The sequence below is a fragment of the Haloarcula vallismortis ATCC 29715 genome, from assembly GCF_000337775.1.
Lineage (GTDB): Archaea > Halobacteriota > Halobacteria > Halobacteriales > Haloarculaceae > Haloarcula > Haloarcula vallismortis.
This window is the reverse complement of record NZ_AOLQ01000065.1, coordinates 127,480-150,471: the sequence shown is the minus strand read 5'-3', so window position 1 is coordinate 150,471 and position 22,992 is coordinate 127,480. Positions and strand designations below refer to the sequence as shown.

Sequence of the window (22,992 nt, the reverse complement as noted above, 5' to 3'; positions counted from 1 at the left end):
CCTGAAGTGAGTCGCGCGAACAGAACGGACCGAGTCAGTCCTCGCGGGGCCGGGCAACGATACCGAGGTGGTCCTCGTGATACGGGTCCAGACGCGCCGTCTCAAGCAGCTCGTATTCGGCGCTCAGCTCCTCACGCACGCTATCAAACACGTCCGCAGGGTCAGCGGTCACGTCCTCACTCCGGGCTTTGATAGCCGCGAGGAGCCGCCCGTCGTCGCCGAGGAACCGCTTGTTGAGCGCCGCTACCCGGGCCTGCCCTCTGGTCGCCACGTCCTGCACGATAACGTCGACCGGTTCGACGACGTGAGCGTAGCTCCCGGGCTTTCGCGCGTCCTTGAGCAGCGGAAAGAGGTTCTGTCGGCTCTCCGCGGCGTCCAGCAGTTCCCGAACCGGCCGGGGCGCGAACTCGACGGCGTAGGTCGGGCCGCCGAAATCAGCGACGTGACTCACGGTCGTCCCGGCTGCCGCGCCGAGATACAGGACGGTTTCGCCGCCCTCGAGACCGGTTTCCATCCCCTGCTCCAGCATCGCCCCGAGCTTCGAGCGGTGGGGGTCCCATCGCCGCCAGTCGCCGTCAGTCCGCTCGCCATACACCGGCTGTCCCTGTGTGGCGAGGCTCGTTTCGCCGCCAAAGTCGTGGCGCTCGACGCCAGTTGGGAGCGTCATTCGCTGTCTCCCTCCTCGGCTCGTGCCTGAATCCGTTCGATGCGCTCGTCGAGGTCGGCCTGCAGGTCCGGCCGGCGGTCGCCGCTGTAGTGGTCGATGCGGGCCGCGATGGAGAGCTTGCCCGCCAGCGCCCGCGCGGCCGACCCGCGGTCTTCCCGGCGGGTCCCCCGAACGTACTCGTGGGTGAAGATGACGCCGTGTTTCGGTGAGGGGGCATTCCCCTTGAGGTGGGCGAACAGGGCGTCCTCGGCTCCAAGTACTTGCACCGTCCCGCTCGGTTTCTTCGCAAGTGCTTCGAGCCCGCCGGCCAGTGAAATGAGCCGGGCAGCAAGCACTGGCCCGGCCAGCATCGAGAGGTTCGGCGCGACGGCGGGCGCGGTCCGCTCGATGTACGCCCGAAGCGAGTCCGCTTCGTTGGCCAGTTCGACCGTCTGCTCTGCAAGTGACCGAAGGGCGATGTCCCCCTCGTCCTCGTCGTCCCGGTCAGTGACCGAGCGGGCGTACTCGACGCCACTTCCGCTATCACCGTATCGGCTCCCGCCCCATTCAGCGACCCGTTCGGAGAGCTCATTCGCCGTGCGTTCGCAGTCGGCCATTGCTCGCACCGCGTGGACCAGTTGCTGGTCGTCGGCCCCCTCCTGTTCGGCGACCGCCGCGCTGGTCGCCGCCATCGTCACATCGTGGAGGCGGTGGTAGTAGTCCGCCTCGTCGTCGGCGAACCCAGCGTCGACGGCCTGCTGTGGCCAGTCGTCCGGCGTGTCGGCTTGCCCGGCCGCTATCCGTTTGACAGCGGCCGCGTCGTCGTCCGGGTCCAGCCCGGCGAACCACCCGTTGCTCATAGCCGTGTGTGCACGCCCGATGCGAAAAAGTGACCCGATTAGTGTCTGCGAAGCGCGCCGGTTGCCGCTTTCGATCCGGCTTCAGCGCATTCCTGGCGGCGGACCGCGGTCCCGTGGGTCGTCGTCGCCGTCCTCTTCTTCGAGGTCGATACCGGCCTCCTTGCGTCGACGAATCACCGCCTGCAGCTGTCGATAGTAGTACAGCGTCCCCACGACGCCGATGACGATGGCGATGGCCGACAGGCCGCCGAACAGCCACAGGTCGCGGTCGAGGTAGTACCGGACGACGATCTGGTCCGCGGTCACCTCGTCCCAGCGGATGACCTGCTGGCCGTCGACGGTCTCGGACTCGTAGCCACCCGGGCTAATTCGCGAGAGGAACGGTATCCCGGCCCCGGTGTTAGGCGGGAGCACGACCGTGTACGACCCGTCTTCGACGAGTGCCGGAGAGGCAAAGCGCTTGCCGGTCCGTGCGACCGAGTACCCCACCTGTCCGGAGACGTTCCCCGAGAAATTAATCGTGGTCCGCTGGCGGGTCTCCGAAGCGCTCAGCGACGATTCGTTTGCGCTAACGACCGTCCCGTTGTCGTACCTGAACCGAAGTGCGCTGATGGGGACGCTCCGCTCGCGCCCGAGGCCGTCGACGGTGTACACGTCGAACGTCGTTTCGTTTTCGACGGCGTAGACGGCGGTGTACTTCGACTCCTCGATAACAATGGTCCCGTCAGCGGAGGTGTTCCAATCGTAGCTCGCGTTCTCGTTCAGCCGCTCCGGGTCGACCTCTTCGGAGCCGAAGAAGCCGGTACAGCCCGAAAGGGCGACCAGTGCGAGAACGGCGACAAGCAGGAGGTGTCGGCGTTTCATAGCTCGAAAGTCAGGGGACGATTGCCAGTAGCTCCGACGGCATGTACTGCCCGATATCGGCGAGCAGCCCCGGCGGGTCAGTGTCCGGGTTGCAGATGATACTCTGTTCTAACAGGCCGATTCGTTCGACAGTGACGATGTCCTGTGCGTGGCCGGCGCGGTTGACCGTCGCGCGCGCCTCTGAACGCGTGACGCTGTTTGCGTTGATGCGACCGTTATCGCCACGGCTCCACTCGTACAGGCGGTCCTGTTCGACCTCCGCGAGGCGCGCCGGGTCGCCAGCGACGAAACGAAGCGGGAGGTGCTGGACCAGTCCGAACCGCTTCCGGATCTGGGTCGGCGTCCCCTGTCCGAGCCCGAGCTGGTCGGCCGGAATCCGGACCGTCTGGCCGAAGCCGACATCGAGGACGAAGCCGTCCTCGTCCCAGCTATCGAGGGTTCCGACGTACGTCTCGCCGTCCTCGTGGTCGGCGACCATCTCGCCGAACTCCTCACGCAACAGGTTCTTTGCGACGGTCTCGTCGGGGCCGTCGACGGTCACCGACGGGAACTCGTCGTCCCGCAGGCTGATGTCGTATTCCACGTCGAGGTCGCCGAGTTCGTTGCCGACCATCGAGCGCAGCCCGTCGAGCGTACGGTCCCGGGCGTCGCCGGCGACGTACACTTTTGTACCGAGAACGACCATCAGGCTTCCACGTCCACGTCAGCGTTCAGTTCGTCTCTGAGCTCGTCGATGCGGCTCTCCATCGCGGTGACGAGCCGGGTGTTCTCCATCGTCTCGACCTGATTGCCACACTCGGGGCATTCGAAGCCGAACTCCATCGCCTCACCGAACTCGAAGCGGATGCCACAGTGTTCACAGAGGTAGAACTCGTTTTCCCGCTCGTACTCGCGGCGCTCTTCGAGACCGTCAAGCAGGCGGTGCATCTCTTCTTGCAGTTGTTCGGGAATCTTCTCGTACTGGAACGTCCAGAGGTACGTGAGCCACCCGGAGTCCTCGTCGCGGAGCCGACGGTAGGTCGCGAGGTCGTTCTCGTAGAGGATAAACAGCGCTCTACGCACGTCGTTCAGTTCGAGTCCGAGCTCCTCGGCCAGTTCCTCGTCGGTCACTTCGCCGTCCGGCGGCGCGGCGGCGACCGGCATCCCTTTCGGTCCGACCAGCTCGTGGAGGTACTTCTGTATGACGGGGTCCTCCAAGAGTTCCTCAAAAGCCATTACCCGCACATCCGGGAGTCATGTGGTTAAAACCATCGGGTCGTCCTCTCTCGAACGGTGACGCCGGGGCGGTAAGCATGATTGTGCTCATAAGGCCGTGGAGCCCAGCTTTGCCTGCCCGCAGCAGCTACCTACGGCAGGCAGCAGCCCCGCTCGCACCTGCTGCCAGCACTGAAAACGCTGACTGCACCGCTACAGACCCGCTATTCGATTCGCTCGACTGGCGTCCGACAGGAGGCGCAGGTCTCTTTGTCGATAGCGACGAAGACGGAGTCACAGGACGGACACTCGTATAGATTCGATTCGGGTTCGCCGGCCGCGTCCGTCCCGCTATCGCCGGCAGCGCTGGCCTGAACACGTTTCTCGGTCACTGTTCCGGCCTGTGGTTCGTCGTCCGACTGCCGCTTCCCACCCGAGAGCACGTCCGAGACGGATTCTTTGATTTTGTCTAGCATCACGAGCTGTTGCAGGATAGTAGTCATTTGAATTACTTTAACAGCTATGGTTTTCAGGTCACAGACAGTTACGGACGACCGCCCTCGTTGCTGAACGGTCAGAGGTCGTCGAGCGGCCGCGGCGACGCCTGCCTGTACTCGATGACGTCGAACCCGTCGTGAGACTCCCGGGACAACTCCGTCCACTCCTCGCCAAGGTCCGGGAAGTAGCGATCTCCCTCGTTGTGCTCGTGGATACGGCTGAGGAAAACCCGGCCGGCGAACGGGAGAAACAGGTCGTACACCGCTTCGCCGCCGATGACGTAGGTGACGGGCGGGGCGTCACTCGGTCCGGCTGAGTCGTCGCCGGCAAAGGCCTCGGTCGCGCCGGCGCGGGCGGCGGCGTCGACCGCAATCCGGGGCGTCGTGGCGTACTCGACGCTCTCCGAGTCGGCGCTCCGGCTGCCGTCACTCGTCAGAACGACGGTGTAACAGTCCGTGAGCGGATCCATCGAGTCGAACGTCCGTCGGCCGAGGATGACCGGGTGGCCGGCGATGCGGGCCTTGTACTGTCGCACGTCCTCCGGGTAGTGCCAGGGGACACCGCCGTCCAGACCGATGACGTTGTTCTCGTCTGCAGCAACCACGAGGACCAGTTCGGTGTCAGGTATCGTCGTCATCTGTATCCCAGTGCCTCCAGTCGCTCGTCGAGGTCGTCAGCGAACTGCGTGTCGGACGCATCCTCGAACTCGGTGTAGCCGTCGAGCGGCGTCGCAATATCCACGTCGGTGTACCGGTCGCTGTCGAAGTGGTTCCGGACGACGGCGGCATCAATATCGCTGTCCTCGGCCGTGCCGCCACAGCCCTTGATGACGGATTCGTGGGCGCTGTCGCCCCACGCCGCCCGTTTACGCACTTCGTCGCCGGGCCGGTCGTGATAGACCAGTCGGGCGTGCTTCGCGAACGGTGCGGCGTCGCCACAAACCCGTTCGGCCTCTTCGCGCATCGCCGGCCCGATGGGGGCCTGGGACGCGACGACGGTCCCGTTCGGCGAGGCGAACGCCGGGCCGTCCGCGTTGCCGTCGCCGAGCGCTATCGCGCGGACGGCGTCGGGGAACCGGCTGAGGGTCGCCAAGTCAGTGACGCGGTGACCGTGCCGCTGGCCGGGGGCACGGACGATGAGCGGGACGTGGTACATGGTGTCGTGGGTTCCGATGCGGTGGCTGACGGCCGGCGGTTCCTCGGGAATTGCTGTCGGGTCGCCGAAACCCTCGCCGTGGTCGCCGGCGAAGACGACCAGCGTATCGTCGAGGACCCCCTGTTCGTCCAGCCCGCGGATCAGAGTCTCGAAGATGGCGTCGGCCTGCCGGACTGCGCCGTCGTATATTTGTTCGAGGATGCTTGCAAAGCCAAGGGAGAGGTTCCCCGAGAGGAACTCCCAGTGCCACTTGAATCCCATCGACTCCTGCATCTCACGGGAGCGCTCGTCGCTCCACTCGTCGTACTCGGCAAGCGGTTCGTACGGGCGGTGGGTGTCCATCAGGTTGATGCAGGCAGCCCACTCGCTCTCTCGGTCGTCGATCCACTCCAGCGTCCGGTCGGCGTACCAGAAGCCGTTGGGCCAGTCACCCAGCGAGCCGTTCGTCTCGTATTCCGAATCGTACTGCTCGGGTGAGCCGATAGCCGTCTGGAACACCTCGTCGAGCCCCGACTCGTGGTCCGTCAGGAACGGATTGTCGGAGAACAACCCCGTGTCATAGCCCGCCTCGGCCAGTTCCTCGAAGATTGTGTGGCCGGCGTCGAGTCTCGCGGTGTGGTCGACGCCGTGCTCGTGGACCTCGTGGCCCGTGAACATACTGACGTGGCTGGGGACGGTCCAGTTACTTGGGCTGCGGGCCTGCGTGTACACTGTCGCCTCCTCGGCGAAGGTGTCGAGAAACGGCGTTGTCTCCCGGCGATAGCCCAGGACGGAGGTGCTCCGGGCGCGGAGACTGTCGGCGACGACGACCAACACGTTGTGACGCGACATCTGCGCCACAGTTAGCGTCGAGGGATAAAAGCCCCGCGGCACAACTGCGTGGGTATCACTGTTCGTCGGGGTCGACGACCCGCTTGCCGGTCTCCTGTGGAACGACGACTCTATCGGGGTTCTCCCATTCGCGGTCGAGTTCCCGGCCCTCGAACAGGCGGTCGAGGAAGACGGCCAGCGAGGCCACCTCGGAGTGTGGCTGGTTGGTAACGCCGACGTTCCAGTCGGCGTGCTCGTACACCTCGAAGGGAACCTTCTCCGCGCCGACGACGACCAGCAGCGGCTCTTCGGCGTGGGCCGCCCGAACGTCGTCCTCCACGTCCTGAACCGGTTCGCCGTACATCGTCAGATGGACGACGCGGCCCTCGAAATCGCGAATGAGTCGCTTTGGCTCCTCGGTTGAGGCCACGTCGAAGGGGCCGCCGAACCGGTCGGTGATATCGATGACGGTGTCGGCCTGGTTACGGGCGGCGTTGGCCAGTACGACCTTGTCGGCCCCGAGCGCGCGTGCGGTCAGCCCGACGTGGGTCGTCATCCGCTCGTCCCGGCCGGGTCGGTGGCCCAGTCGGAGCACCGTCACCTGTGGCGAGTCCTTCATCCGTCGCTCCGTGCCGACTCGATGGCCGATTGGACCGGCTCGTAGGCGATTTCGCTCCACTCCACGGGTTCGTCGTTGACGAACACGGTTGGCGTTCCCTGCACGCCCCGGTCGATACCGGCTTCGCGGTCGTCGGACACCGTCGGGCGGTACAGTTCCCCCGTCGCGGCCGCTCGGACCGTCTCACCGTCGACGTCGAGTCCCTCCGTCAGGTCGGCGTAGGTGGCCGGCCCAAGCTGGTTCTGGTTTGCGAACAGGCGCTTGGAGTAGGTGAAAAGGGCCTCGTCGCCGGCGTTGTCCTGAACGGCCCGTGCGGCGCTTGCGGCCTGCCAGGAGACGGTCTCGTCGACCGGAATCGGGAAGTCGTGGAGTTCGTAGCGGACGGTTCCGTCAGTGAGGTAGTCTTCGTGGACCTTCGGGTAGACGGATTCCGAGTAGGTTGCGCAGTGTGGACAGGCGTAGTCCTCGTAGACTGCGACTGTCACGTCGGCCTCGGGATCGCCCGCGACCGGCGTCGCGAGCGGTTGGCCCGGGATGGGCGTCGCCGTCTCCCCGCTTTCGGTCGGCTCCCCTTCCGAACTGCCCCCGGAACAACCGGCTATCGCACCGATGGCAACCGTCGTCGCCGAGAGGAAGCCGCGGCGAGTGAATCGAGTCATAGCCGTTTCTCACAGGGGAAGCTATAAAACGACGTTGTCATCCGTTACGAGGCTAGCGACTCCACTGGAATCGGCCGCAACCGCAACGTTTTACCGCGCATACGAAACATCGCAACCATGGACGTATCAGAGAAGCGAATAGTCGTCACCGGCGGGGCGGGCTTTATCGGGTCGCACCTGGTCGAGCGTCTCGTTCCGGACAACGATGTAGTCGTCGTCGACAACGAAGCGAACGGGCAGTCCGAGTGGGTCCACGAGGACGCGACCTATCTGGACGGTGACCTCACCGACCCCGACGTCGTCGCCGAGGCCATCACGAGCGATGTCGACCTCGTCGTCCATCTAGCGGCGTCGAAACTGGTCGACACGGATACGCCCCGCCGACAGTTCGAGGACAACAGCGACATTACCTACAACGTCCTCGAACGGATGCAGGAGGCCGGCGTCGAGAACCTCGTGTTTACGTCGTCATCTACAGTATACGGCGAAGCGCCGCGGCCGACGCCGGAGGACTACGCACCGCTTGAGCCAATCAGCGTCTACGGCGCGACAAAACTCGCAGAAGAGTCGCTGGTCTCGACGTACGCCCACAGCCACGACATCCAGTCGTGGGTGTTCCGGTTTGCGAACATCGTCGGCCCACGCCTGCGCGGCGCAGTCATCCCGGACTTCATCGAGAAACTCACCGACGACCCGTCGACGCTGACGATCCTCGGTGACGGTCGGCAGGAGAAGTCATACATGCACATCACCGAGTGCATCGACGCGATGCTGTTTGCCGTCGAACACGCAGATGCGGACCACAACGTGTTCAATCTCGGCACGCGGACGACCACTTCGGTCGACCGCATCGCCAGCATCGTCGCCGACGAGATGGACATTGACCCCGAGTACGAGTACACTGGCGGCGACCGCGGCTGGACCGGCGATGTGCCACGGATGCGCCTCTCTATCGACAAGCTCTCAGCGCTAGGCTGGGAGCCCGAACAGTCGAGCGACGACGCGGTGCGGCAGTCGACCCGCGAACTGCTCGAAGAACTCTGAGCGGGGCGTCAGGCCGGGTACGTACCGGTTAGTTGTGCCTTTTCCACGACGTGGCCGCTAGCCGCGTCGTATACGTCATCTTTGTCTGCTGCCGGAGAAAGGTCGAGCGACGTATCTAGCGCGTACAGGAGAAACCGGTAGGTGTGTTCCCGGTCGGGCGGACTCGGGCCGCCCCAGCCACCTTCGCCGAAATCGTTCTGCCCCTCTGTAGCCTCGTCGGGCTCCCATCCCGCCGGAATCCGACCGATATCTGGCGGGATATTCCAGATGAGCCAGTGGTCCCATACCTTCCCGGCCGGCTCTTCGGCGTCCGGATCGTCGACGATGAGGAGGAGCGACGACGCGTCCGATGGGACGTTCTCGACCTCCAGCGGGGGGTTTGTGTTCGCCGCTGAGTAGCCGTGCTCCTCGGGAATGCGCTCGCCGTCGTCGAAAGCTGGACTCCGAAGCTGTAGGTCAGCCATGTGCGGATATTTGACAGGCAAACACAAAAACGTCGTCCCGGCAGCCATTTGCGGCTCCGGGTCGAACCGCCGGACGTGCAGGTCGTGGGCTACCGCGCGCGGGTCGACAAACACGCCGCGCTCCTGTTGGCCGAGGGCGGGAGCGTGACTACTGAGCGACTGGACCCGGATACGGACCTCTCCTACACGCTCGGCGAGCGCCACTGTGCCGGGGCAGTCGACGGCGACCGCCACTTCCGCTGTGACAGCGATTCCGCCCCGTACTGTCCGGAACACACTGATATCTGGCCGTGTGCCCGGTGCACCGGGGACTGCAACAAGCCTCTCGACACCTGCGACGAGGAACACGCGGTGTATCTGGCGGCGTTCGCGCCGGATGTCATCAAGGTCGGCGTCACCCGTTCCTGGCGGCTGGAAACGCGGCTCCGCGAGCAGGGTGCTGATAGGGCCGCCCATCTCCGAACCGTCGCCGACGGCCGTATCGCCCGGCAGGTCGAGGCCGATATCGCTACCGAGCTAGGTGACCGCGTCAGAGTCCCCAGGAAGATATCGGGCTTCGACCAGTCCGTCGACACTGACTGGTGGGCGTCGCTATGTGAGCGCTACGACCCGCTTTCGACCTACGAGTTCGAGTACGACCTGTCACTTTCCGAGCGGCCGATGGCCGAAACCCTGGCGACGGGGACCGTCCGCGGGACGAAGGGGCGAGTCGCCGTGCTGGAAAACAACGACAGCGTCTACGCCGTCGACCTCCGGCAGCTCGTTGGATATGAACTTTCGGACGGTGGGACCGACCGCGACCTTCAGTCGAGTCTCGGCGCGTTCGGCTAGCGCGGGAGGCTTCCGTCGGCGTTTGAACGTGCAGAAGACATTTAGTGGCGGCTGTTGGCCATCCTCGTGTGCGACGTGAAACCCTCCTGACCGGTGGCATGGTCGTGGTCGTCCTGACCATGGTCATCGGTGCAACAGCGGTCCCCGGCGCGCTCTCCGAACCCGAAGACGGCGTTCGCGAGAGCTATCTCGACCTCCGCGAGACGACCATCGAGCCGGCTGCCGTCGACGGCCAGACGGTGACGCTCTCTCTGGACGCCCGGCTCTCACACCGCGGCGGGCCAGCCGAGAACGTCACCGTGGAGACGCGGGCCATCGACGCGGACACTGGCCTCGTCGCGACGACGACGCGGCGGTCAGTCGGCACAATCGAAGGGGAACGAGAGGTATCGGTGCGGTCGAACATCACAGTCGAGCGGGCTGGCGGGTATCAGATAGATACAATCGTCTACGAGGACGGGAACCGCGTCGAGACCGGACAGCAGTCGGTCCAGAATGTCGACGCTCTCACGCCAGCGTACGCCCGGAGTACCGTGACCTTCCAGCGGTTCGAGAACGCCGGCGTCCCGCTGGACTCCATAACCTATCGGATTGATAGCGTCTCGAACAACCAGACGACGCTGAACGTCTCGGTGTACGTCACGAACGCCGGCAACAATCCGTCCGATGACCTTTCGCTCCGGCTTCGAGCGCGGCAGGCCGACTCGAATGTTATCGCCGACGAGTCGACCGTGCGGGTCGGCCAGATTCGCCCCGGTCGGACAGAGATCGTCAGAACCCAGCTGACGGTGCCCGACGACTACAACTACTGGCTCGACGGGATGTTGCTCTCCGACGGCGTCATCGTCGGGACGGAGAGCTCCCCGGCGAACCTCCATCCGACGGAGCGCCTCCGGGAGAACGAAACCCGGCAGGAAGTCGGCTTCCAGTCCAGTGACTTCGAACAGGACCGGCCGCCGGAGCGGGAGAGGGACGAACCACAGCAGACGATGGCCGAGGAAGGCCCCGGCTTCACGGCGCTGGTCGGACTGGGTGCGGTCCTCGCAAGCGCCCTCCTCATCGCACGGAGACAGACCAATGAGTGACACCTCCAACACCGACACAGTGGCACAGGACATCGACGCGGAGACCAGCGGCGCTGTCGACGAGGACGATGCAGACGGCTCCGGTCAGTCGATAGCCGTCTACGCACAGTGGGCCGTATTCGCTATTCTCACGCTTGTCGCGCTCATCGCGACACTGCAGTTCTACTTCTCCGCTTCGTCGGCAATTGATACGTTCGTCACCGACAGGTATCGGCCGCTGTTCAACGCGGCGTTCAACCTCGTCGTGGTGCTTGGCTGTGGGCTGGGCCTCTCGGTGCTGGTTCGACGGCTCGCCTGAGACGGACCGTCGCCGGCCAGATCAGGTAGCCACAGTCGGCGTTTCAGTAATCCGAGGTTTCAGGGACCTGTCAGACATACGTCGAGAGGTATCCGCATGACCCGACGAAACGCGACGCGGCGACGATTCCTGCTGAGTTGCAGCGCCATCGCCGGCGTGAGTCTGGCCGGCTGTACCGGCGGGGACGACCCGGCCGAAACCGACTCCACACCGACACCCACCGCTGACGGCGGTAGGGCGGAGCCATCGACAGCGACCGCGACCGACACCGAGACAGCAACGCCGGAGCAGGCGGCCGTCGAGACGCTCGTCTCTGTCGGCGGCGACCGCGTGCCAGAGAACATGGCGTTCGGCCCGGACGGGGACCTGTACTTCGGCATCACTGCTGGCGAGGTTCGGCGGGTCCCCGAAGCAGAGACCGGCACGACCGGCCTCTCGCTCGAAGACACCGAACAGGTTGCGACGCTGCCCGGCGCGATTGGCGTCGAGACAGCGCCCGATGGAACGGTGTACGTCGCCGTCGCCACGCAGGACGACCAGGCGGGTGTCTGGGAAGTCCCACCAGACGGCGAAGCGACACAGCTTGTCGGGATTAGCGGCTTCCCGAACGACATCCACTACGACACCGACCGGGAGCGTCTGCTGGTGACCGAGTCACAGAACGGCGTGGTCTATTCGGTCACGACCGACGGCGAGCGGTCGGAATGGCTGGACGACGACCGGCTCGCGACGGAGAGTTTCGGCGCGAACGGCATCACTCGCGACGGCGATGGCACTATCTACGTCGCAGTGACGCGAGCGCCCGAGGAGACCGGCCGCCTGCTCAGCGTCCCGGTCGAATCGGACGGCGTCGCCGGCGAACCCTCGATGTTTTTTGAGGGCGGTGCGATATTCGGTGCCGACGGGATTACCAGCCGGGACGGTGACATCTACGTCGCGGCCAACAGCCAGAACCGCGTCGTTCGAGTGACTGCTGACGGAGCCACGGAGGCGGTGGCGACCGGAGACGACGGGCTGGTGTTCCCCTCGGACGTGCTCTTCGGCGTCGGCGACCAGCGCGAATCGCTGTTCATCTGCAACTTCGCGAACAACTCACCCGAAGACGGCGCGATTCTCCGGACCAGCGTCCCCCGCTAATCGTCCGGTCGCTCGGGTCCACAGCGGTCTGTCTCCGGACGGCAACCCTTTTCAGCGGCCCAACCAAAGCCGGGCGTATGGCAGACGATGAACCTGAGAACGCTGACGAACCGGCGGATGCGACCGAGGAAGGCGGCGAGGAGAAGTCCTTCCGCGAGCGGGTCGAGGAGATCCGACAGCAGCGCGCCGAGGAGCGCGAAGAAGGTGAGGGTGACGGCGAAGAGATGAGCCGTGAAGAGCGCATGGAAGAGATGATGGGCGGCGGTGGCGGCCCCGGCGGTATGGGCGGGGGCAATCCGTTTGCGCAGATGATGGGCGGTATGATGGGCGGCGGGCCCGGCGGCCCCGGTCCGGGCGGCCCCGGCGGCATGGGCGGCGGCCCGCCAGGCCGACCGGAAGAGGAAGGCAGCAGCGACAACGAGGAACTCACCCGCGAAATCCGAAAGCTCCGGGACGAAGTCCACGACGTTCGACGCTCGCTCGACCGTATCGCCGACGCACTGGAAGACTAACGGAACGCGGCTTGCTGACGTTTCTGCCGACGAACAACTCCATAGCAGAAGTCGCTACCCATCGCAAAACGAGACGCCGGTAATCTCGAAGCGTGCACCACCGTCGGCACTGTCACGAACGCTAATCTCCCAGCCGTGGGCCTCCGCGACCTGCCTGGCGATACTCAACCCGAACCCGGTCCCCTCCGCACTTGTCGAGTAGCCGGCTTTGAACACCGCCTCCCGGTCGTCTTCGGAGATACCGGGGCCGTCGTCGGCGACGTAGAACCCGCCGTTTAACTCACCGACAGTGACGGTCACGTCCGCGCCGCCGTGCTCGACCGCGTTCCGAACAAGATTTTCGAACAACTGCTTCAGGCGGCTTTGGTTTGCCGAGACGGTCCGGTCGATGTCGGTGACGAGCGTTGCACCGGCCGTCGCAACGGTCGCCCAGCAATTTTCCACGAGCGACGCGAGCGCGACCGGTTCGCGGTCGGTTACGGTCTTACCGTCCTGTGCAAGCGTAAGCAGATCAGTTAGCAACGTGTCCATCCGCTCGTGTGCTCGCTCGACAGCCGCCAGATGCTCACTCTCGCACTGTTCGCGTGCCAGCTGCAGTCGTCCCTGAGCGACGTTCAGTGGGTTCCGTAGGTCGTGGGAGACGACGCTGGTGAACGCTTCCAGCCGGTCGTTGTGCTGTTTGAGGTCTTGCTCGCGGTCGCGTAACTCTTCGGTCCCTTCGACCTGCGTGAGCGCGCTGGTAACATGTCCGGCCAGAATCTCCCCGAGGACGACATCTCGCTGGTCGAATGCTGCAGCCGTCTTCGAGCCAGCCAGTAGGATGCCGTACTCGCCGAGCGGGAGGAACAGTTCGCTTTTGATCAGCGTGTCCGGATTGTAGATGTCCGGGTCGGCATGGACGTCATCGACAGCGAGTGCGTCGCCGGACTCGAAGACCCGCCACGCGATACTGTCTCCGGGTGTGAACGTCGGTAAATCGTCTATTAGCTCATATATCGCGTCAGATGCGGCGGCGGGTTCGAGAGTCCGTTCGTCCTCGTTGTAGAGATGGATCGTGTTCGCCTCAAGTCCAAGCACAGTGCGCGCCGTTTCGACGCCGATCTCGGCGACTTCCTCGCGCGTGTCTGCCCGAAGCAGGTCTTGGACTGACTCGCTGAGGGCTTTGAGGCGGTGTTCGTGTTCTTTCCGTTCGGTGACGTCCTGCTGGAACCCGACGTAGTTGACGACCGTTCCGTCGTCGTCACGCACGGGTGCGATGGTCACCTGATTCCAGAACATGGTCCCGTCTTTCCGGTAGTTTCGGAGTTCGACCGAGACAGGTTCGTCTGTCTCGATGGCCGCCCGCATCGCGTCGACTGGCTCGGATTCGGTCTCTTCGCCCTGCAGGAACCGACAGTTTCGGCCGCGCACCGCTGACTCCGTGTAGCCGGTCAGTTCCAGAAACCGACGGTTAGCATACGTAATCGGTGTGTCCTCCTGCTCGGGGCCGGTGATCGTTATCCCGATGGGTGCCTCGTCCATGGCACGTTTGATTCGGGTGAGTTCCTGTTCGCCGTTGCGCTGGTCGGAGATATTCCGGACGGTACAGACCAGCTCACCGCGGTCGGTCCGGGCGAGCACATGGTCCTCCGTGAACGTACTCCCGTCAGCACGAAGCCCCGTCGTCGTCCCGGTCCAGTAGCCGTTTTCGTCGACAGTTGGAACGATGTCCTCGTAGATGCGTGGGATGTCTTCCTCCCGATACAGCAGTTCCCAGTGTTCCCCGCGCATCTCCGCCGGATCGTAGCCATAGAGGTCCGCGTAGGCTTCGTTGACGAAAATGAACTGCCCATCTTCGTCGAGAATGCTGATTCCTTCCTGTGCGGTTTCGATGGCGTCGAGCTGTCGGTTCCGATCGCGCTTGACACGCTGGGACTCCACAGCGTTCGTGATTCTGTTCGCAAGCACCGCGTACTGGTCGGTGCCGCTCCCCTTCTGCAAATAGTCGGTGACGCCGGCCGAAATCGCGTCACTGGCTATCTCCTCTGAGCCTTTCCCGGTGAAGAGAATGAAGGGAAGAGACTCGTCCTGCTCGCGGACGGCTTTGAGGAACTGGATGCCGTTCTGCTCGGGCATGTCGTAGTCGGAGACGATACACTCGATATCGTCCTCGGCCAGCGTCTCAACCCCTGCCGCGGCGCTCGTCGCTGTCTGAACCACCAACCGCTCGTCCTCGCGTTCAAGAAACGACGCCGTCATCTCGGCGAACCCCGGCTCGTCGTCGACGTGAAGAATCTGCATCGTATCTGCGATAGTCGTCATGAATCTATCCGTTGGATATACTTACCTGACGGCGTCGGCACAGATAGTCTCCGTGGCCGGAGACCGGGCTATCGTCACCCCCGGGTGCGGTCCGTCCCCCAGTTCGTCTTCAGACACGTCTGGTCTGTGTGGCTGTCGTGCGTCGCTACCCCTGGCCGACCATCTCGTCCTCGTCTTCCCACTCCTGTTCGCGAAGTTCGTACTTCTGGACCTTTCCGGTCGCCGTCGTCGGCAGTTCCTCGACGAACTCCACCCGGCGAACGACTTTGTATGTCGCCAGTTGTTCGCGGGTGAAGTTTCGGAGGTCCTCGGCTGTCACACCGGGGTCGTCTGTATCGCCCGAATTCGGGACGACGAAGGCCTTCGGCGTCTCACCCCACTCGTCGCTCGGAGCAGGAATAACGGCGACATCGCTGACGGCGTCGTGTTCGTAGAGCGTGTCCTCCAGTTCGATGCTGGAGATATTTTCGCCGCCGGAGATGATGATGTCCTTCTTGCGGTCGCGGATGGCGACCATGCCGTCCTCGTCGACGGTTGCCAGGTCGCCCATGTGGTAGTATCCCTCGACGCGGTCGGAGAAGGCCTCCTCCGTCTGTTCGGGTTTGTTCCAGTAGCGGTCCATCACCTGATTGCCGCGGACGACGACCTCCCCCAGCGTCTCGTCGTCGTGTGGCACGTCGTTGCCGTCCTCGTCAACGACACGGACATCGGTCCCAAGGTAGCCGATACCCTGACGCTTCTTGACGCTGAAGCGGGCATCGCTGCCGTCCTCGAAGAAGCGCCGGGCGTCGGAGGTCGTGACGAGCGGGCCGGTTTCGGTCGCGCCGTAGACGTGTTTCAGGTACCAGCCGAAGTCGTCCTCGACAGTTCGGATGACGGCCTCCGGCGGCGCGCTGCCAGCTGTCGCGATGCGCACGTCGTTGGCCCCCGTCGTCTCAATCTCCCCATTGTGGTCCTTGTAGCGGTCCGAAAGAATGTTCAACACTGTCGGCGCGCCACAGAGATAGGACACGTCCTCTGTCCTGACGGCGTCGAAGATGCCCTTGGCGTCGACACCGCGGGTACAGACGTGTTTCGCGCCCATGCCGGTGACCGAGAAGATGTGGCCCCAGCCGTTGACGTGGAACATCGGGAGCGTCCAGAGGTAGACGTCGTCGTCCGAGAGTTCCTGATGGAGCGCGACCAAGTAGGCATGGAGCGTCTCCGTCCGGTGGGTCCGGACGACTCCCTTCGGGTCGCCGGTCGTCCCGGACGTGTAGTTGATGGTTATGTCGTCGTCTTCGTCCATCTCCGGGCGCTCGTAGTCGGTCCCCGCCGCCTCGATGATTTCGTCGAAAGACTCCCAGTCGCCGTCGACGGCGTCCGTGTCGTTGGTGACGAAGATTTCCGTGGGGACGTCGTCACGGATCGGCTCAATCTTCTCCGCGTACTCGTAGTCCGCGTAGACGGCGTCGACCTCCGCGTCGGAGAGGATATATTCGAAATCGTCCGGAACGAGCCGGTAGTTCAGCGGCGTATGGACCGCGCCCAGCTGCATGGTTCCGTAGGCTGCTTCGAGGTGGTAGTGCGTGTTCGGGTCCAGCACGGCCACCCGGTCCCCCTTCTCGATGCCACGGGCAGCCATCGCCGCCGAGAACCCGTCGGCTCGCTCGCCGAATTCGTTGTATGTAAAGCGCTCACCGGTTGTGGCGACAACCGCCTCTTCGTCCCCGTAGTATTCTCGCGCACGGTCGAGAAAATCCGTGGTAAGCAGTGGCTTATGCATCTCAGGCTATCGTATGGTTAATCATGATAAAGTGGTTGTGATACTCCCCTGATCTTGCTGTCTCAGCACGGGTCATATTTTGGGTGTCCGTCGAACCACAGTCGCTTTGGGGATAGCGTCCCCAGTTTTCACCAATGAGTACAGCGACGGCAGACGTTTCGAAGCGGCAGGCGTGGGTGATGGCCGCGCGGCCACAGACACTGCCCGCCGGGGCCGCGCCGGTCATCGTCGGGATGGGTTTGGCGGTCCACGCCGGCGTCTTCGCCCTATTGCCGGCAGTCGCAGCGCTGGTTGGTGCGCTGCTAATCCAGATTGGAACGAACTTCGCGAACGACTACTACGACGCGGTGAAAGGGGCTGATACCGACGACCGCGAGGGGTTCACCCGTGTGACCGCCGGCGGCCTCATCGATGCCGAGGAGGTCAAGCGGGCGATGATAGCGACCTATGGGCTCGCTGTCGTCATCGGCGGCTATCTCGTCGCTGTCGGGGGTCTTCCTATCGTCGTTGTCGGTCTCTCGGGCATCGCCGCCGGGGTTCTCTACACTGGCGGTCCGTTCCCCTATGGCTACCGCGGTCTGGGCGACCTGTTCGTCTTCGTCTACTTCGGCGTCATCGCGGTCACCGGCACATATTACGTGCAGGCCGTCGCCAGCGCCGGCGGCGTCGGCACGTTCCCGATGACACTACCGGCGGGGTCGGTCACTGCCGCCGCCATCACCGCGAGTCTCCCGGCGGCCGGCCTGTCGACCGCGATTCTCGTCGTCAACAATATCCGCGACCGCGAGACGGACCGCGCCGCGGGCAAGAAAACCCTGGCCGTCTACATGGGCTACGGATGGAGCCGCGTCGAATTTCTCCTGCTGGTCGGGATGGCCTACGTCGTCCCGGTCGTGTTCGCCCTCGACGGTCAGTACGGGCTGCCGGCACTGGCCCCGCTGCTGACGCTGCCACTGGCGGCGACCATTTCGAAGACAGTCCTCACACAGACTGGCGGTGACGCACTGAACCCCACGCTCGAACGGGTCGGCCAGACGCTGTTCGCCCACTCCGTCCTGTTCGCCCTGGGACTCGCCGTCCCACAGCTACTATGAAGGTCGACCCGTTTTCGCTCCCGCTGTCGAGCCCGCTCGCCACCGCGCGGGAGACGATACGCGAGCGGTCTGGATTCGTCGTCCGCTACGACCACCGCGGCGAAACCGGCGTCGGCGAAGCCACCCCGCTCCCGGGCTGGACGGAATCGCTCGACAACTGCCACCGCGGGCTCGACGACGCAGCCACAGTCGCGACTGACGGCGGGCATACGGATATCCTCCTGTCGCTGGACGCCGCTTCGGTCCCGGCCGCCCGACATGGCTTCGCGACCGCGCTACTGGACGCCGACGCCAAAGCCGACGGCGTGCCGCTGTACCAGTGGTTCGAGCCTGACAGGCGATGCGACCGGGTTCCGGTCAATGCGACGGTTGGCGATGGGTCGCCAACGGAGACAGCTGACGCCGTCGAGCAGGCGGTCAAGGCGGGCTATGACTGCTGTAAGCTCAAAATCGGGAAGCGATCCGTTGCCGAAGATGTGGAGCGCGTTCGGGCCGTCCGCGAGCGGGTGGGCGACGACGTGACCCTGCGAGCCGATGCCAACGGCGCGTGGTCCCGCGGACAGGCCGAAGACGCCGTCGACCGACTCGCGCCTCTGGGCGTCGCATACGTCGAACAGCCGCTCCCGGCCGACGACCTCGCCGGGCACGCCGCGCTCCGGGGCGAGGGCGTCGGTATCGCGCTCGACGAATCACTCGTCGACCGCCGGGTCGACAGCGTACTCGACGCCGACGCGGCCGACGTGTTGATACTGAAACCGATGGTGCTGGGCGGCCCGGGGAACGCCCACACGCTGGCCCTGCGTGCCCGCGAGCAGGGCGTCGAGCCGGTCGTCACGACGACCATCGACGCCGTCGTCGCCCGCCTCGCGGCGCTGCACGTCGCCGCCGCGGTGCCCGATATCGGGGCCTGCGGTCTGGCGACCGGTGACCGACTTGCCGTCGACCTCGCGCCGGACCCGACGACGGTAACTGACGGCGCGATGTCAGTCCCACAAAAGACCGGCCTCGGCGTCGACCCCGCGGAGGTGGGGACCGATGCGTGACCCCGTCGACTGGCCGACGAGGGACCTCGTGACCCACCGCGCCGACACCACGCCCGACCGAACGGCGATGGTCGCGGCGGAATCGGGGGCGGCGGTCACCTACCGCGAACTCGACGCCGCTGTCGACGCGGTGGCTGCCGAATTCGACCAACGAATCGACGGCACGGACCCTACGGTCGCGACGCTCCTGCCGACTCGACCGGCGGTCGGCACGCTCCTGTTCGCGGCGATGCGGCTGGGGGCGACGCTCGCACCGCTAAACGTCGAACTCGACGCGGCGACGCTCCGAGCGCAGTGTGCGACGGTCGGGGCGGACCTGCTGGTCTGTGCGCCGTCGACGCACGACCTCGCCACGGAGACGGCGACATGTCCGGTCGTCCCGGTGGATGACCTGCCAGTCACGCCGGACGGCACAGGAGCCGACCGCGAGACCGACGTGCCGCCAGCGACCCTGTCCCGGACGGACACACAGCTCGTCATCTTCACCTCGGGGACGACCAGCGAGCCGAAAGGCGTCCGGCTGACTGTCGGCAACCTCGTCGCCAGCGCCGTCGCATCGTCGTACCGCCTCGGGGTCTTGCCGACGGACCGCTGGCTGGTCTGCCTGCCAACCTACCATATGGGCGGGCTGGCCCCCTTCGTCCGGAGCGCCCTGTATGGCACCGCCGTCGTCGTCCAGCAGTCGTTCGACGCCGCAGCGACGCAACGGGTCGTCGCAGAGCACGAGGTGACGGGTGTCTCGCTGGTGCCGACGATGCTCTCGCGGCTACTGGACGCCGGTTGGGAGCCGCCGTCCTCGCTCCGGTTCGTCCTGCTTGGCGGCGGCCCGGCCAGCGAGTCACTCATCGAGCGCTGCCGGGAGCGGGGCGTGCCAGTCTGTCCCACCTACGGGATGACCGAGACGGCGTCCCAGATAGCGACGGCGCGGCCCGAGACGGCCTTCGAACACGCCGGCACCGTCGGCCAGCCGCTCGTATTCACCGACGCGACGGTCGTCGCGGACGGGGAGCCCTGCGACCCCGGCGAACGCGGCGAGATAGCTGTCGACGGCCCCACGGTGACGCCGGGCTATCTGGGCGGCGACGGCGCGGCGTTCGGCGAGTTCGGCTTCCGGACGGGCGACCTCGGCTACCGCGACGCCGACGGTCGCCTCTGGGTCGAGGGCCGCGTCGACGACCAGATTGTGACCGGCGGAGAGAACGTCGATGCGAGTACGGTCGCTGCGGTGGTGCGGGACCATCCCGGTGTCGAGGACGCTGCCGTGGTGGGTCTGTCAGACGAGGAGTGGGGCCAGCGCGTCGCCGCGCTGGTCGTCGGGGATGTCTCGCCGGAGATAGTGCGTGACCATTGTGCCGAGCGGCTCGCGCCGTACGAAGTCCCGAAGACGGTCCGGGTCACCGACGTGCTCCCGCGGACGGCGTCGGGCACCGTTGACCGGTCCGCCGTCCGGTCGCGGTTCGCGGCTGCTGACGAGGCGAGCGAATCAACCCAGTAGCTCGGAGCAAGTGGCCAAGCGGTTTTTTACGTCCACAGCGTACGAGGTCCTGTGTGTACAATCGTCCTCGCGTGGCAGGTCTTCGACGGGACGCCGGTCGCCGTCGCGGCGAACCGCGACGAACGGCTTGACCGGCCGTCGCAGTCGCCACAACAGCGCCACTGGGGGAGTCAGGTCGTCGCGCCGGCCGACGAGGAAGCCGACGGGACGTGGATCGGCTACAACGAACACGGCCTGCTTGCGGCGGTGACCAACCGCTGGGTTGAGACAGACCTGGCCGGCGACCGCTCACGCGGGCTGTTGGTTCGGGACACGCTCGGTCACGAGAGTGCTGAGTCCGCCGCCCGTGCGGTCGAGCAGGCGACCCGCGAGGCCGAGTACTCGGGCTTCAATCTCCTGCTGGCCGACGAGAACGCCGCGGTCCTGCTGGAATGGGACGGGCAACTCGCTGTCCGAAACTTCCAGCCCGGCATTCACGTCGTCGTCAACGTCGGCGCGGACGGCGACTACCGGATTCCGGCCCATCGGCCCGACGCCGGTGAAGAACAGGCAAACAACGCGACGCGGCTCCACGAGGCGCTTGTTCCGGAGCCCGGTGAATCCGCCGACAAGTGGCTCGGACGGGCGGGCGATACTATCAGCGACCACGAGTACGGCGTCTGCATCCACGGCGACGGCTTCGGGACGCGGTCGTCGTCGCTCATCACGCTGGGTGCTGACTACGAGTATCAGTACGCGGACGGGCCGCCGTGCCGGACACCGTACCGCCCGGTCGAAGGTCAGATTTAAGCGGCCGTCTCACGGTGTACACAATACATGAGTTCAGCAGCGTCGGAGGCGGACCTTTCTGACGGCGAGCGGGCCGGGCTCGAACTGATTCGTGAGTCCGGTGGCATCCACCAGAGCGACTTCTGGAAGGAACTCGACGTTTCCTCGCGGAAGGGAAGTCGCATCGTCGAGTCTCTGTTCGAGAAGGACCTCATCCAGCGCGAGGAGACTGTGTACGAGGGCCATAACACGTACTACCTGACGCCCGCAGCCCGCGACCTCGACTTCTCGCTCCTGATGGCCGGGGACCAGCTCTCGCCGTTCATCGGCGACGAAGAAGTCGACCCCCACGACGACACGTTCTCGCAGTGGGTCATGACCCTCGCCTACGAGGACTGAGCGCGTAGCTTCTTCCGTCCCCGTCGATCCCTACAACGCCCGGTCAACCATCGCTTAGTAGTGCCACGGCACGCCGTCGAAATCCGGCTTCCGGCCCTCGTTAAACGCGTCCCGGCCCTCCTGGGCCTCGTCGGTCATGTACGCCAGCCGCGTCGCCTCGCCGGCGAACACCTGCTGGCCGACCATGCCGTCCGAATCGAGGTTGAAGGCGTACTTGAGCATCCGCATCGCAGTTGGTGACTTCTCGTTCATCCGCTCGGCCCACTCGATGGCAGTGTCCTCAAGCTCTTCGTGTGGCACCACGTCGTTGACCATCCCCATGTCGGCGGCTTCTTCGGCGTCGTAGGTCTTTCCGAGGAAGAACACCTCTCGGGCTTTCTTCTGGCCGACCTGTCGCGCGAGATACGCCGAGCCGAAGCCGCCGTCGAAGCTCCCCACGTCGGGGTCCGTCTGGAGGAATTTCGCGTGCTCCTCGCTGGCGAGCGTGAGGTCACAGACGACGTGCAGCGAGTGGCCGCCGCCGACGGCCCACCCCGGAACGACGGCGACGACGGGCTTGGGGATGTGGCGGATCTGGCGCTGGACTTCGAGAATGTGGAGGCGGCCGACGTTCTCCGGCGTGTCGTCTTCCACGCCATCGCTGACTTCTGTGTCTCGCGGGTCGCTCTGCTCCCCGCTCGCTGTGTCCGAGTCGTGTGGCGACTCGCTGTACTCGTACCCGCTCTCACCTCGAATGCTCTGGTCCCCGCCGGAGCAAAACGCCCAGCCGCCGTCCTTCGGCGAGGGGCCGTTCCCAGTGATGATGACGCAGCCAACGTCGGTCTGGCGCTTGGCGTGGTCCAGCGCCGTCGCGAGCTCATCGACTGTCTCCGGGCGGAAGGCGTTGCGTTTCTCCGGCCGGTCGAAGGCGATACGTACTGCGCCAGTATCGGTCGAACGGTGATAGGTGATGTCGGCGAAGTCGAACCGGTCGATGGCACTCCACCGCTCCGGGTCGAATAACTCAGAGACCATACCGTGGCTCGGGACGGCCGTCGCAAAAAGATTCCTCGTACGCGCTCTCACAGCGGAGGAAACGCTTTGGTGTCGCGCACGTGAATCCACTAGCGATGCCCTCCACACGGAACCGGAAACCGATACTGGCGCTGTTTGGCGTCGTTTCGGTGGTGATTCTGGTGTACAGTGTCGTTATCGTCCAGCAGATTCTGCTCGGCCTGATAGTAGCCGTGGTCCCCTGGCTCCTGTACCTGTTCGTGCGATTCGTCTTCATTCTGGAACGCATCGCGACCGCGCTGGAACGGCTCGCCACAGCACGCGCCCAAGAATCGGAGTCGGCTGGTCCCGGCGGGACCTATCAGCGGCCGTCTGAGTCGTACGAACGCGGCACAGAGTCCGAAGGAGGCGTCGAGAACGAGTGACTGATCGGGGTCGGTGGCAGCTAACGTCAGTCG

At 65.0% G+C, this 22,992-nt stretch carries 26 protein-coding genes; 12 read left to right on the top strand and 14 right to left on the bottom strand.

The features are described from left to right. Positions 1–34: 34 nt before the first annotated feature. From C437_RS15695 to C437_RS15650, 10 genes are all read right to left on the bottom strand, one after another. Positions 35–667, bottom strand: a complete 633-nt coding sequence (locus C437_RS15695) for a fibrillarin-like rRNA/tRNA 2'-O-methyltransferase (protein WP_004517975.1) — start codon at positions 665–667, stop codon at positions 35–37. After that, positions 664–1,506, bottom strand: coding sequence for an NOP5/NOP56 family protein (locus C437_RS15690; protein ID WP_004517974.1), 843 nt, complete (start codon positions 1,504–1,506; stop codon positions 664–666). The genes C437_RS15695 and C437_RS15690 overlap by 4 nt, the downstream gene beginning before the upstream one ends. Positions 1,507–1,587: 81 nt before the next feature. Further along, positions 1,588–2,370: a DUF5803 family protein gene (locus C437_RS15685; protein WP_004517973.1), complete on the bottom strand. Its 783-nt coding sequence runs from the start codon at positions 2,368–2,370 to the stop codon at positions 1,588–1,590. Positions 2,371–2,380: 10 nt separating this feature from the next. Next, positions 2,381–3,055 (bottom strand): DUF2110 family protein, encoded by a 675-nt coding sequence (locus C437_RS15680; protein ID WP_004517972.1) that lies wholly within the window; start codon positions 3,053–3,055, stop codon positions 2,381–2,383. Next, positions 3,055–3,585 carry a transcription factor E gene (tfe, locus tag C437_RS15675; RefSeq protein WP_004517971.1) on the bottom strand — a complete coding sequence of 177 codons (531 nt, stop codon included), beginning with the start codon at positions 3,583–3,585 and terminating at the stop codon, positions 3,055–3,057. The genes C437_RS15680 and tfe overlap by 1 nt, the downstream gene beginning before the upstream one ends. Before the next feature lie 203 nt (positions 3,586–3,788). Next, positions 3,789–4,067: a hypothetical protein gene (locus tag C437_RS15670; RefSeq protein ID WP_004517970.1), complete on the bottom strand. Its 279-nt coding sequence runs from the start codon at positions 4,065–4,067 to the stop codon at positions 3,789–3,791. A 71-nt stretch (positions 4,068–4,138) separates the two neighbouring features. Beyond that, the gene (locus C437_RS15665) at positions 4,139–4,699 is read right to left on the bottom strand and encodes a dihydrofolate reductase (RefSeq protein ID WP_004517969.1); all 561 of its coding nucleotides are present in this window, start codon (positions 4,697–4,699) and stop codon (positions 4,139–4,141) included. Next, positions 4,696–6,048: a sulfatase gene (locus tag C437_RS15660; protein ID WP_004517968.1), complete on the bottom strand. Its 1,353-nt coding sequence runs from the start codon at positions 6,046–6,048 to the stop codon at positions 4,696–4,698. Before C437_RS15660 ends, C437_RS15665 begins: the two co-directional genes overlap by 4 nt. 55 nt (positions 6,049–6,103) lie before the next feature. Beyond that, entirely contained in the window at positions 6,104–6,646 is a 543-nt protein-coding gene (locus tag C437_RS15655) for a tRNA (cytidine(56)-2'-O)-methyltransferase (RefSeq protein WP_004517967.1), read from the bottom strand. Further along, positions 6,643–7,305 carry a DsbA family protein gene (locus tag C437_RS15650; RefSeq protein WP_004517966.1) on the bottom strand — a complete coding sequence of 221 codons (663 nt, stop codon included), beginning with the start codon at positions 7,303–7,305 and terminating at the stop codon, positions 6,643–6,645. The genes C437_RS15655 and C437_RS15650 overlap by 4 nt, the downstream gene beginning before the upstream one ends. Positions 7,306–7,422: 117 nt before the next feature. On the opposite strand from C437_RS15650, the gene C437_RS15645 reads away from it, so the two are divergent. Beyond that, complete coding sequence (locus tag C437_RS15645; RefSeq protein ID WP_004517965.1) at positions 7,423–8,349, top strand: NAD-dependent epimerase/dehydratase family protein; 927 nt, start codon at positions 7,423–7,425, stop codon at positions 8,347–8,349. Between the two features lie 8 nt (positions 8,350–8,357). On the opposite strand, the gene C437_RS15640 is transcribed toward C437_RS15645, so the two are convergent. Next, complete coding sequence (locus tag C437_RS15640; protein WP_004517964.1) at positions 8,358–8,813, bottom strand: YbhB/YbcL family Raf kinase inhibitor-like protein; 456 nt, start codon at positions 8,811–8,813, stop codon at positions 8,358–8,360. Between the two features lie 48 nt (positions 8,814–8,861). On the opposite strand from C437_RS15640, the gene C437_RS15635 reads away from it, so the two are divergent. The 5 genes from C437_RS15635 (at position 8,862) to C437_RS15615 (ending at position 12,676) form a co-directional block, all read left to right on the top strand. Continuing rightward, entirely contained in the window at positions 8,862–9,644 is a 783-nt protein-coding gene (locus C437_RS15635; protein ID WP_004517963.1) for a DUF2797 domain-containing protein, read from the top strand. A gap of 68 nt (positions 9,645–9,712) precedes the next feature. Further along, positions 9,713–10,729: a DUF7490 domain-containing protein gene (locus C437_RS15630; protein ID WP_049919853.1), complete on the top strand. Its 1,017-nt coding sequence runs from the start codon at positions 9,713–9,715 to the stop codon at positions 10,727–10,729. Beyond that, complete coding sequence (locus tag C437_RS15625) at positions 10,722–11,027, top strand: hypothetical protein (protein ID WP_004517961.1); 306 nt, start codon at positions 10,722–10,724, stop codon at positions 11,025–11,027. Before C437_RS15630 ends, C437_RS15625 begins: the two co-directional genes overlap by 8 nt. A gap of 96 nt (positions 11,028–11,123) precedes the next feature. Beyond that, positions 11,124–12,164 (top strand): SMP-30/gluconolactonase/LRE family protein, encoded by a 1,041-nt coding sequence (locus C437_RS15620; RefSeq protein WP_004517960.1) that lies wholly within the window; start codon positions 11,124–11,126, stop codon positions 12,162–12,164. A 77-nt stretch (positions 12,165–12,241) separates the two neighbouring features. Beyond that, positions 12,242–12,676, top strand: coding sequence for a hypothetical protein (locus C437_RS15615; RefSeq protein ID WP_004517959.1), 435 nt, complete (start codon positions 12,242–12,244; stop codon positions 12,674–12,676). A gap of 54 nt (positions 12,677–12,730) precedes the next feature. Here the strand turns inward: C437_RS15615 and C437_RS15610 are convergent, their stop codons facing one another. After that, the gene (locus tag C437_RS15610) at positions 12,731–14,977 is read right to left on the bottom strand and encodes a hybrid sensor histidine kinase/response regulator (protein ID WP_004517958.1); all 2,247 of its coding nucleotides are present in this window, start codon (positions 14,975–14,977) and stop codon (positions 12,731–12,733) included. A 145-nt stretch (positions 14,978–15,122) separates the two neighbouring features. Further along, on the bottom strand, positions 15,123–16,742 hold the full coding sequence (locus tag C437_RS15605) for a long-chain-fatty-acid--CoA ligase (protein WP_004517957.1): 1,620 nt from the start codon (positions 16,740–16,742) through the stop codon (positions 15,123–15,125). 134 nt (positions 16,743–16,876) lie between these two features. On the opposite strand from C437_RS15605, the gene C437_RS15600 reads away from it, so the two are divergent. The 5 genes from C437_RS15600 to C437_RS15580 are packed head-to-tail and all read left to right on the top strand — an operon-like array spanning position 16,877 to position 21,541. Further along, entirely contained in the window at positions 16,877–17,836 is a 960-nt protein-coding gene (locus tag C437_RS15600) for a 1,4-dihydroxy-2-naphthoate polyprenyltransferase (protein WP_004517956.1), read from the top strand. Then, a complete protein-coding gene (locus C437_RS15595) occupies positions 17,833–18,879 on the top strand; it encodes a mandelate racemase/muconate lactonizing enzyme family protein (RefSeq protein WP_004517955.1) in 1,047 nt (348 codons plus the stop codon). The genes C437_RS15600 and C437_RS15595 overlap by 4 nt, the downstream gene beginning before the upstream one ends. Continuing rightward, positions 18,872–20,374 carry a class I adenylate-forming enzyme family protein gene (locus C437_RS15590; protein ID WP_004517954.1) on the top strand — a complete coding sequence of 501 codons (1,503 nt, stop codon included), beginning with the start codon at positions 18,872–18,874 and terminating at the stop codon, positions 20,372–20,374. Before C437_RS15595 ends, C437_RS15590 begins: the two co-directional genes overlap by 8 nt. A gap of 51 nt (positions 20,375–20,425) precedes the next feature. Next, the gene (locus tag C437_RS15585) at positions 20,426–21,163 is read left to right on the top strand and encodes an NRDE family protein (protein ID WP_004517953.1); all 738 of its coding nucleotides are present in this window, start codon (positions 20,426–20,428) and stop codon (positions 21,161–21,163) included. Positions 21,164–21,190: 27 nt separating this feature from the next. After that, positions 21,191–21,541, top strand: a complete 351-nt coding sequence (locus C437_RS15580) for a helix-turn-helix transcriptional regulator (protein ID WP_004517952.1) — start codon at positions 21,191–21,193, stop codon at positions 21,539–21,541. 54 nt (positions 21,542–21,595) lie between these two features. On the opposite strand, the gene C437_RS15575 is transcribed toward C437_RS15580, so the two are convergent. Further along, positions 21,596–22,555, bottom strand: a complete 960-nt coding sequence (locus tag C437_RS15575) for a 1,4-dihydroxy-2-naphthoyl-CoA synthase (protein WP_004517951.1) — start codon at positions 22,553–22,555, stop codon at positions 21,596–21,598. 95 nt (positions 22,556–22,650) lie between these two features. On the opposite strand from C437_RS15575, the gene C437_RS15570 reads away from it, so the two are divergent. Beyond that, positions 22,651–22,959, top strand: a complete 309-nt coding sequence (locus C437_RS15570; RefSeq protein WP_004517950.1) for a hypothetical protein — start codon at positions 22,651–22,653, stop codon at positions 22,957–22,959. Positions 22,960–22,992: the final 33 nt, after the last annotated feature.

What these genes read in the sequence shown, in the direction of transcription:
- C437_RS15695 (WP_004517975.1), bottom strand. Translation starts at nt 667, where the DNA reads ATGACGCTCCCAACTGGCGTCGAGCGCCACGACTTTGGCGGCGAAACG.
- C437_RS15690 (WP_004517974.1), bottom strand. Translation starts at nt 1,506, where the DNA reads ATGAGCAACGGGTGGTTCGCCGGGCTGGACCCGGACGACGACGCGGCC.
- C437_RS15685 (WP_004517973.1), bottom strand. Translation starts at nt 2,370, where the DNA reads ATGAAACGCCGACACCTCCTGCTTGTCGCCGTTCTCGCACTGGTCGCC.
- C437_RS15680 (WP_004517972.1), bottom strand. Translation starts at nt 3,055, where the DNA reads ATGGTCGTTCTCGGTACAAAAGTGTACGTCGCCGGCGACGCCCGGGAC.
- tfe (WP_004517971.1), bottom strand. Translation starts at nt 3,585, where the DNA reads ATGGCTTTTGAGGAACTCTTGGAGGACCCCGTCATACAGAAGTACCTC.
- C437_RS15670 (WP_004517970.1), bottom strand. Translation starts at nt 4,067, where the DNA reads ATGACTACTATCCTGCAACAGCTCGTGATGCTAGACAAAATCAAAGAA.
- C437_RS15665 (WP_004517969.1), bottom strand. Translation starts at nt 4,699, where the DNA reads ATGACGACGATACCTGACACCGAACTGGTCCTCGTGGTTGCTGCAGAC.
- C437_RS15660 (WP_004517968.1), bottom strand. Translation starts at nt 6,048, where the DNA reads ATGTCGCGTCACAACGTGTTGGTCGTCGTCGCCGACAGTCTCCGCGCC.
- C437_RS15655 (WP_004517967.1), bottom strand. Translation starts at nt 6,646, where the DNA reads ATGAAGGACTCGCCACAGGTGACGGTGCTCCGACTGGGCCACCGACCC.
- C437_RS15650 (WP_004517966.1), bottom strand. Translation starts at nt 7,305, where the DNA reads ATGACTCGATTCACTCGCCGCGGCTTCCTCTCGGCGACGACGGTTGCC.
- C437_RS15645 (WP_004517965.1), top strand. Translation starts at nt 7,423, where the DNA reads ATGGACGTATCAGAGAAGCGAATAGTCGTCACCGGCGGGGCGGGCTTT.
- C437_RS15640 (WP_004517964.1), bottom strand. Translation starts at nt 8,813, where the DNA reads ATGGCTGACCTACAGCTTCGGAGTCCAGCTTTCGACGACGGCGAGCGC.
- C437_RS15625 (WP_004517961.1), top strand. Translation starts at nt 10,722, where the DNA reads ATGAGTGACACCTCCAACACCGACACAGTGGCACAGGACATCGACGCG.
- C437_RS15620 (WP_004517960.1), top strand. Translation starts at nt 11,124, where the DNA reads ATGACCCGACGAAACGCGACGCGGCGACGATTCCTGCTGAGTTGCAGC.
- C437_RS15615 (WP_004517959.1), top strand. Translation starts at nt 12,242, where the DNA reads ATGGCAGACGATGAACCTGAGAACGCTGACGAACCGGCGGATGCGACC.
- C437_RS15610 (WP_004517958.1), bottom strand. Translation starts at nt 14,977, where the DNA reads ATGACGACTATCGCAGATACGATGCAGATTCTTCACGTCGACGACGAG.
- C437_RS15605 (WP_004517957.1), bottom strand. Translation starts at nt 16,742, where the DNA reads ATGCATAAGCCACTGCTTACCACGGATTTTCTCGACCGTGCGCGAGAA.
- C437_RS15600 (WP_004517956.1), top strand. Translation starts at nt 16,877, where the DNA reads ATGAGTACAGCGACGGCAGACGTTTCGAAGCGGCAGGCGTGGGTGATG.
- C437_RS15595 (WP_004517955.1), top strand. Translation starts at nt 17,833, where the DNA reads ATGAAGGTCGACCCGTTTTCGCTCCCGCTGTCGAGCCCGCTCGCCACC.
- C437_RS15590 (WP_004517954.1), top strand. Translation starts at nt 18,872, where the DNA reads ATGCGTGACCCCGTCGACTGGCCGACGAGGGACCTCGTGACCCACCGC.
- C437_RS15580 (WP_004517952.1), top strand. Translation starts at nt 21,191, where the DNA reads ATGAGTTCAGCAGCGTCGGAGGCGGACCTTTCTGACGGCGAGCGGGCC.
- C437_RS15575 (WP_004517951.1), bottom strand. Translation starts at nt 22,555, where the DNA reads ATGGTCTCTGAGTTATTCGACCCGGAGCGGTGGAGTGCCATCGACCGG.
- C437_RS15570 (WP_004517950.1), top strand. Translation starts at nt 22,651, where the DNA reads ATGCCCTCCACACGGAACCGGAAACCGATACTGGCGCTGTTTGGCGTC.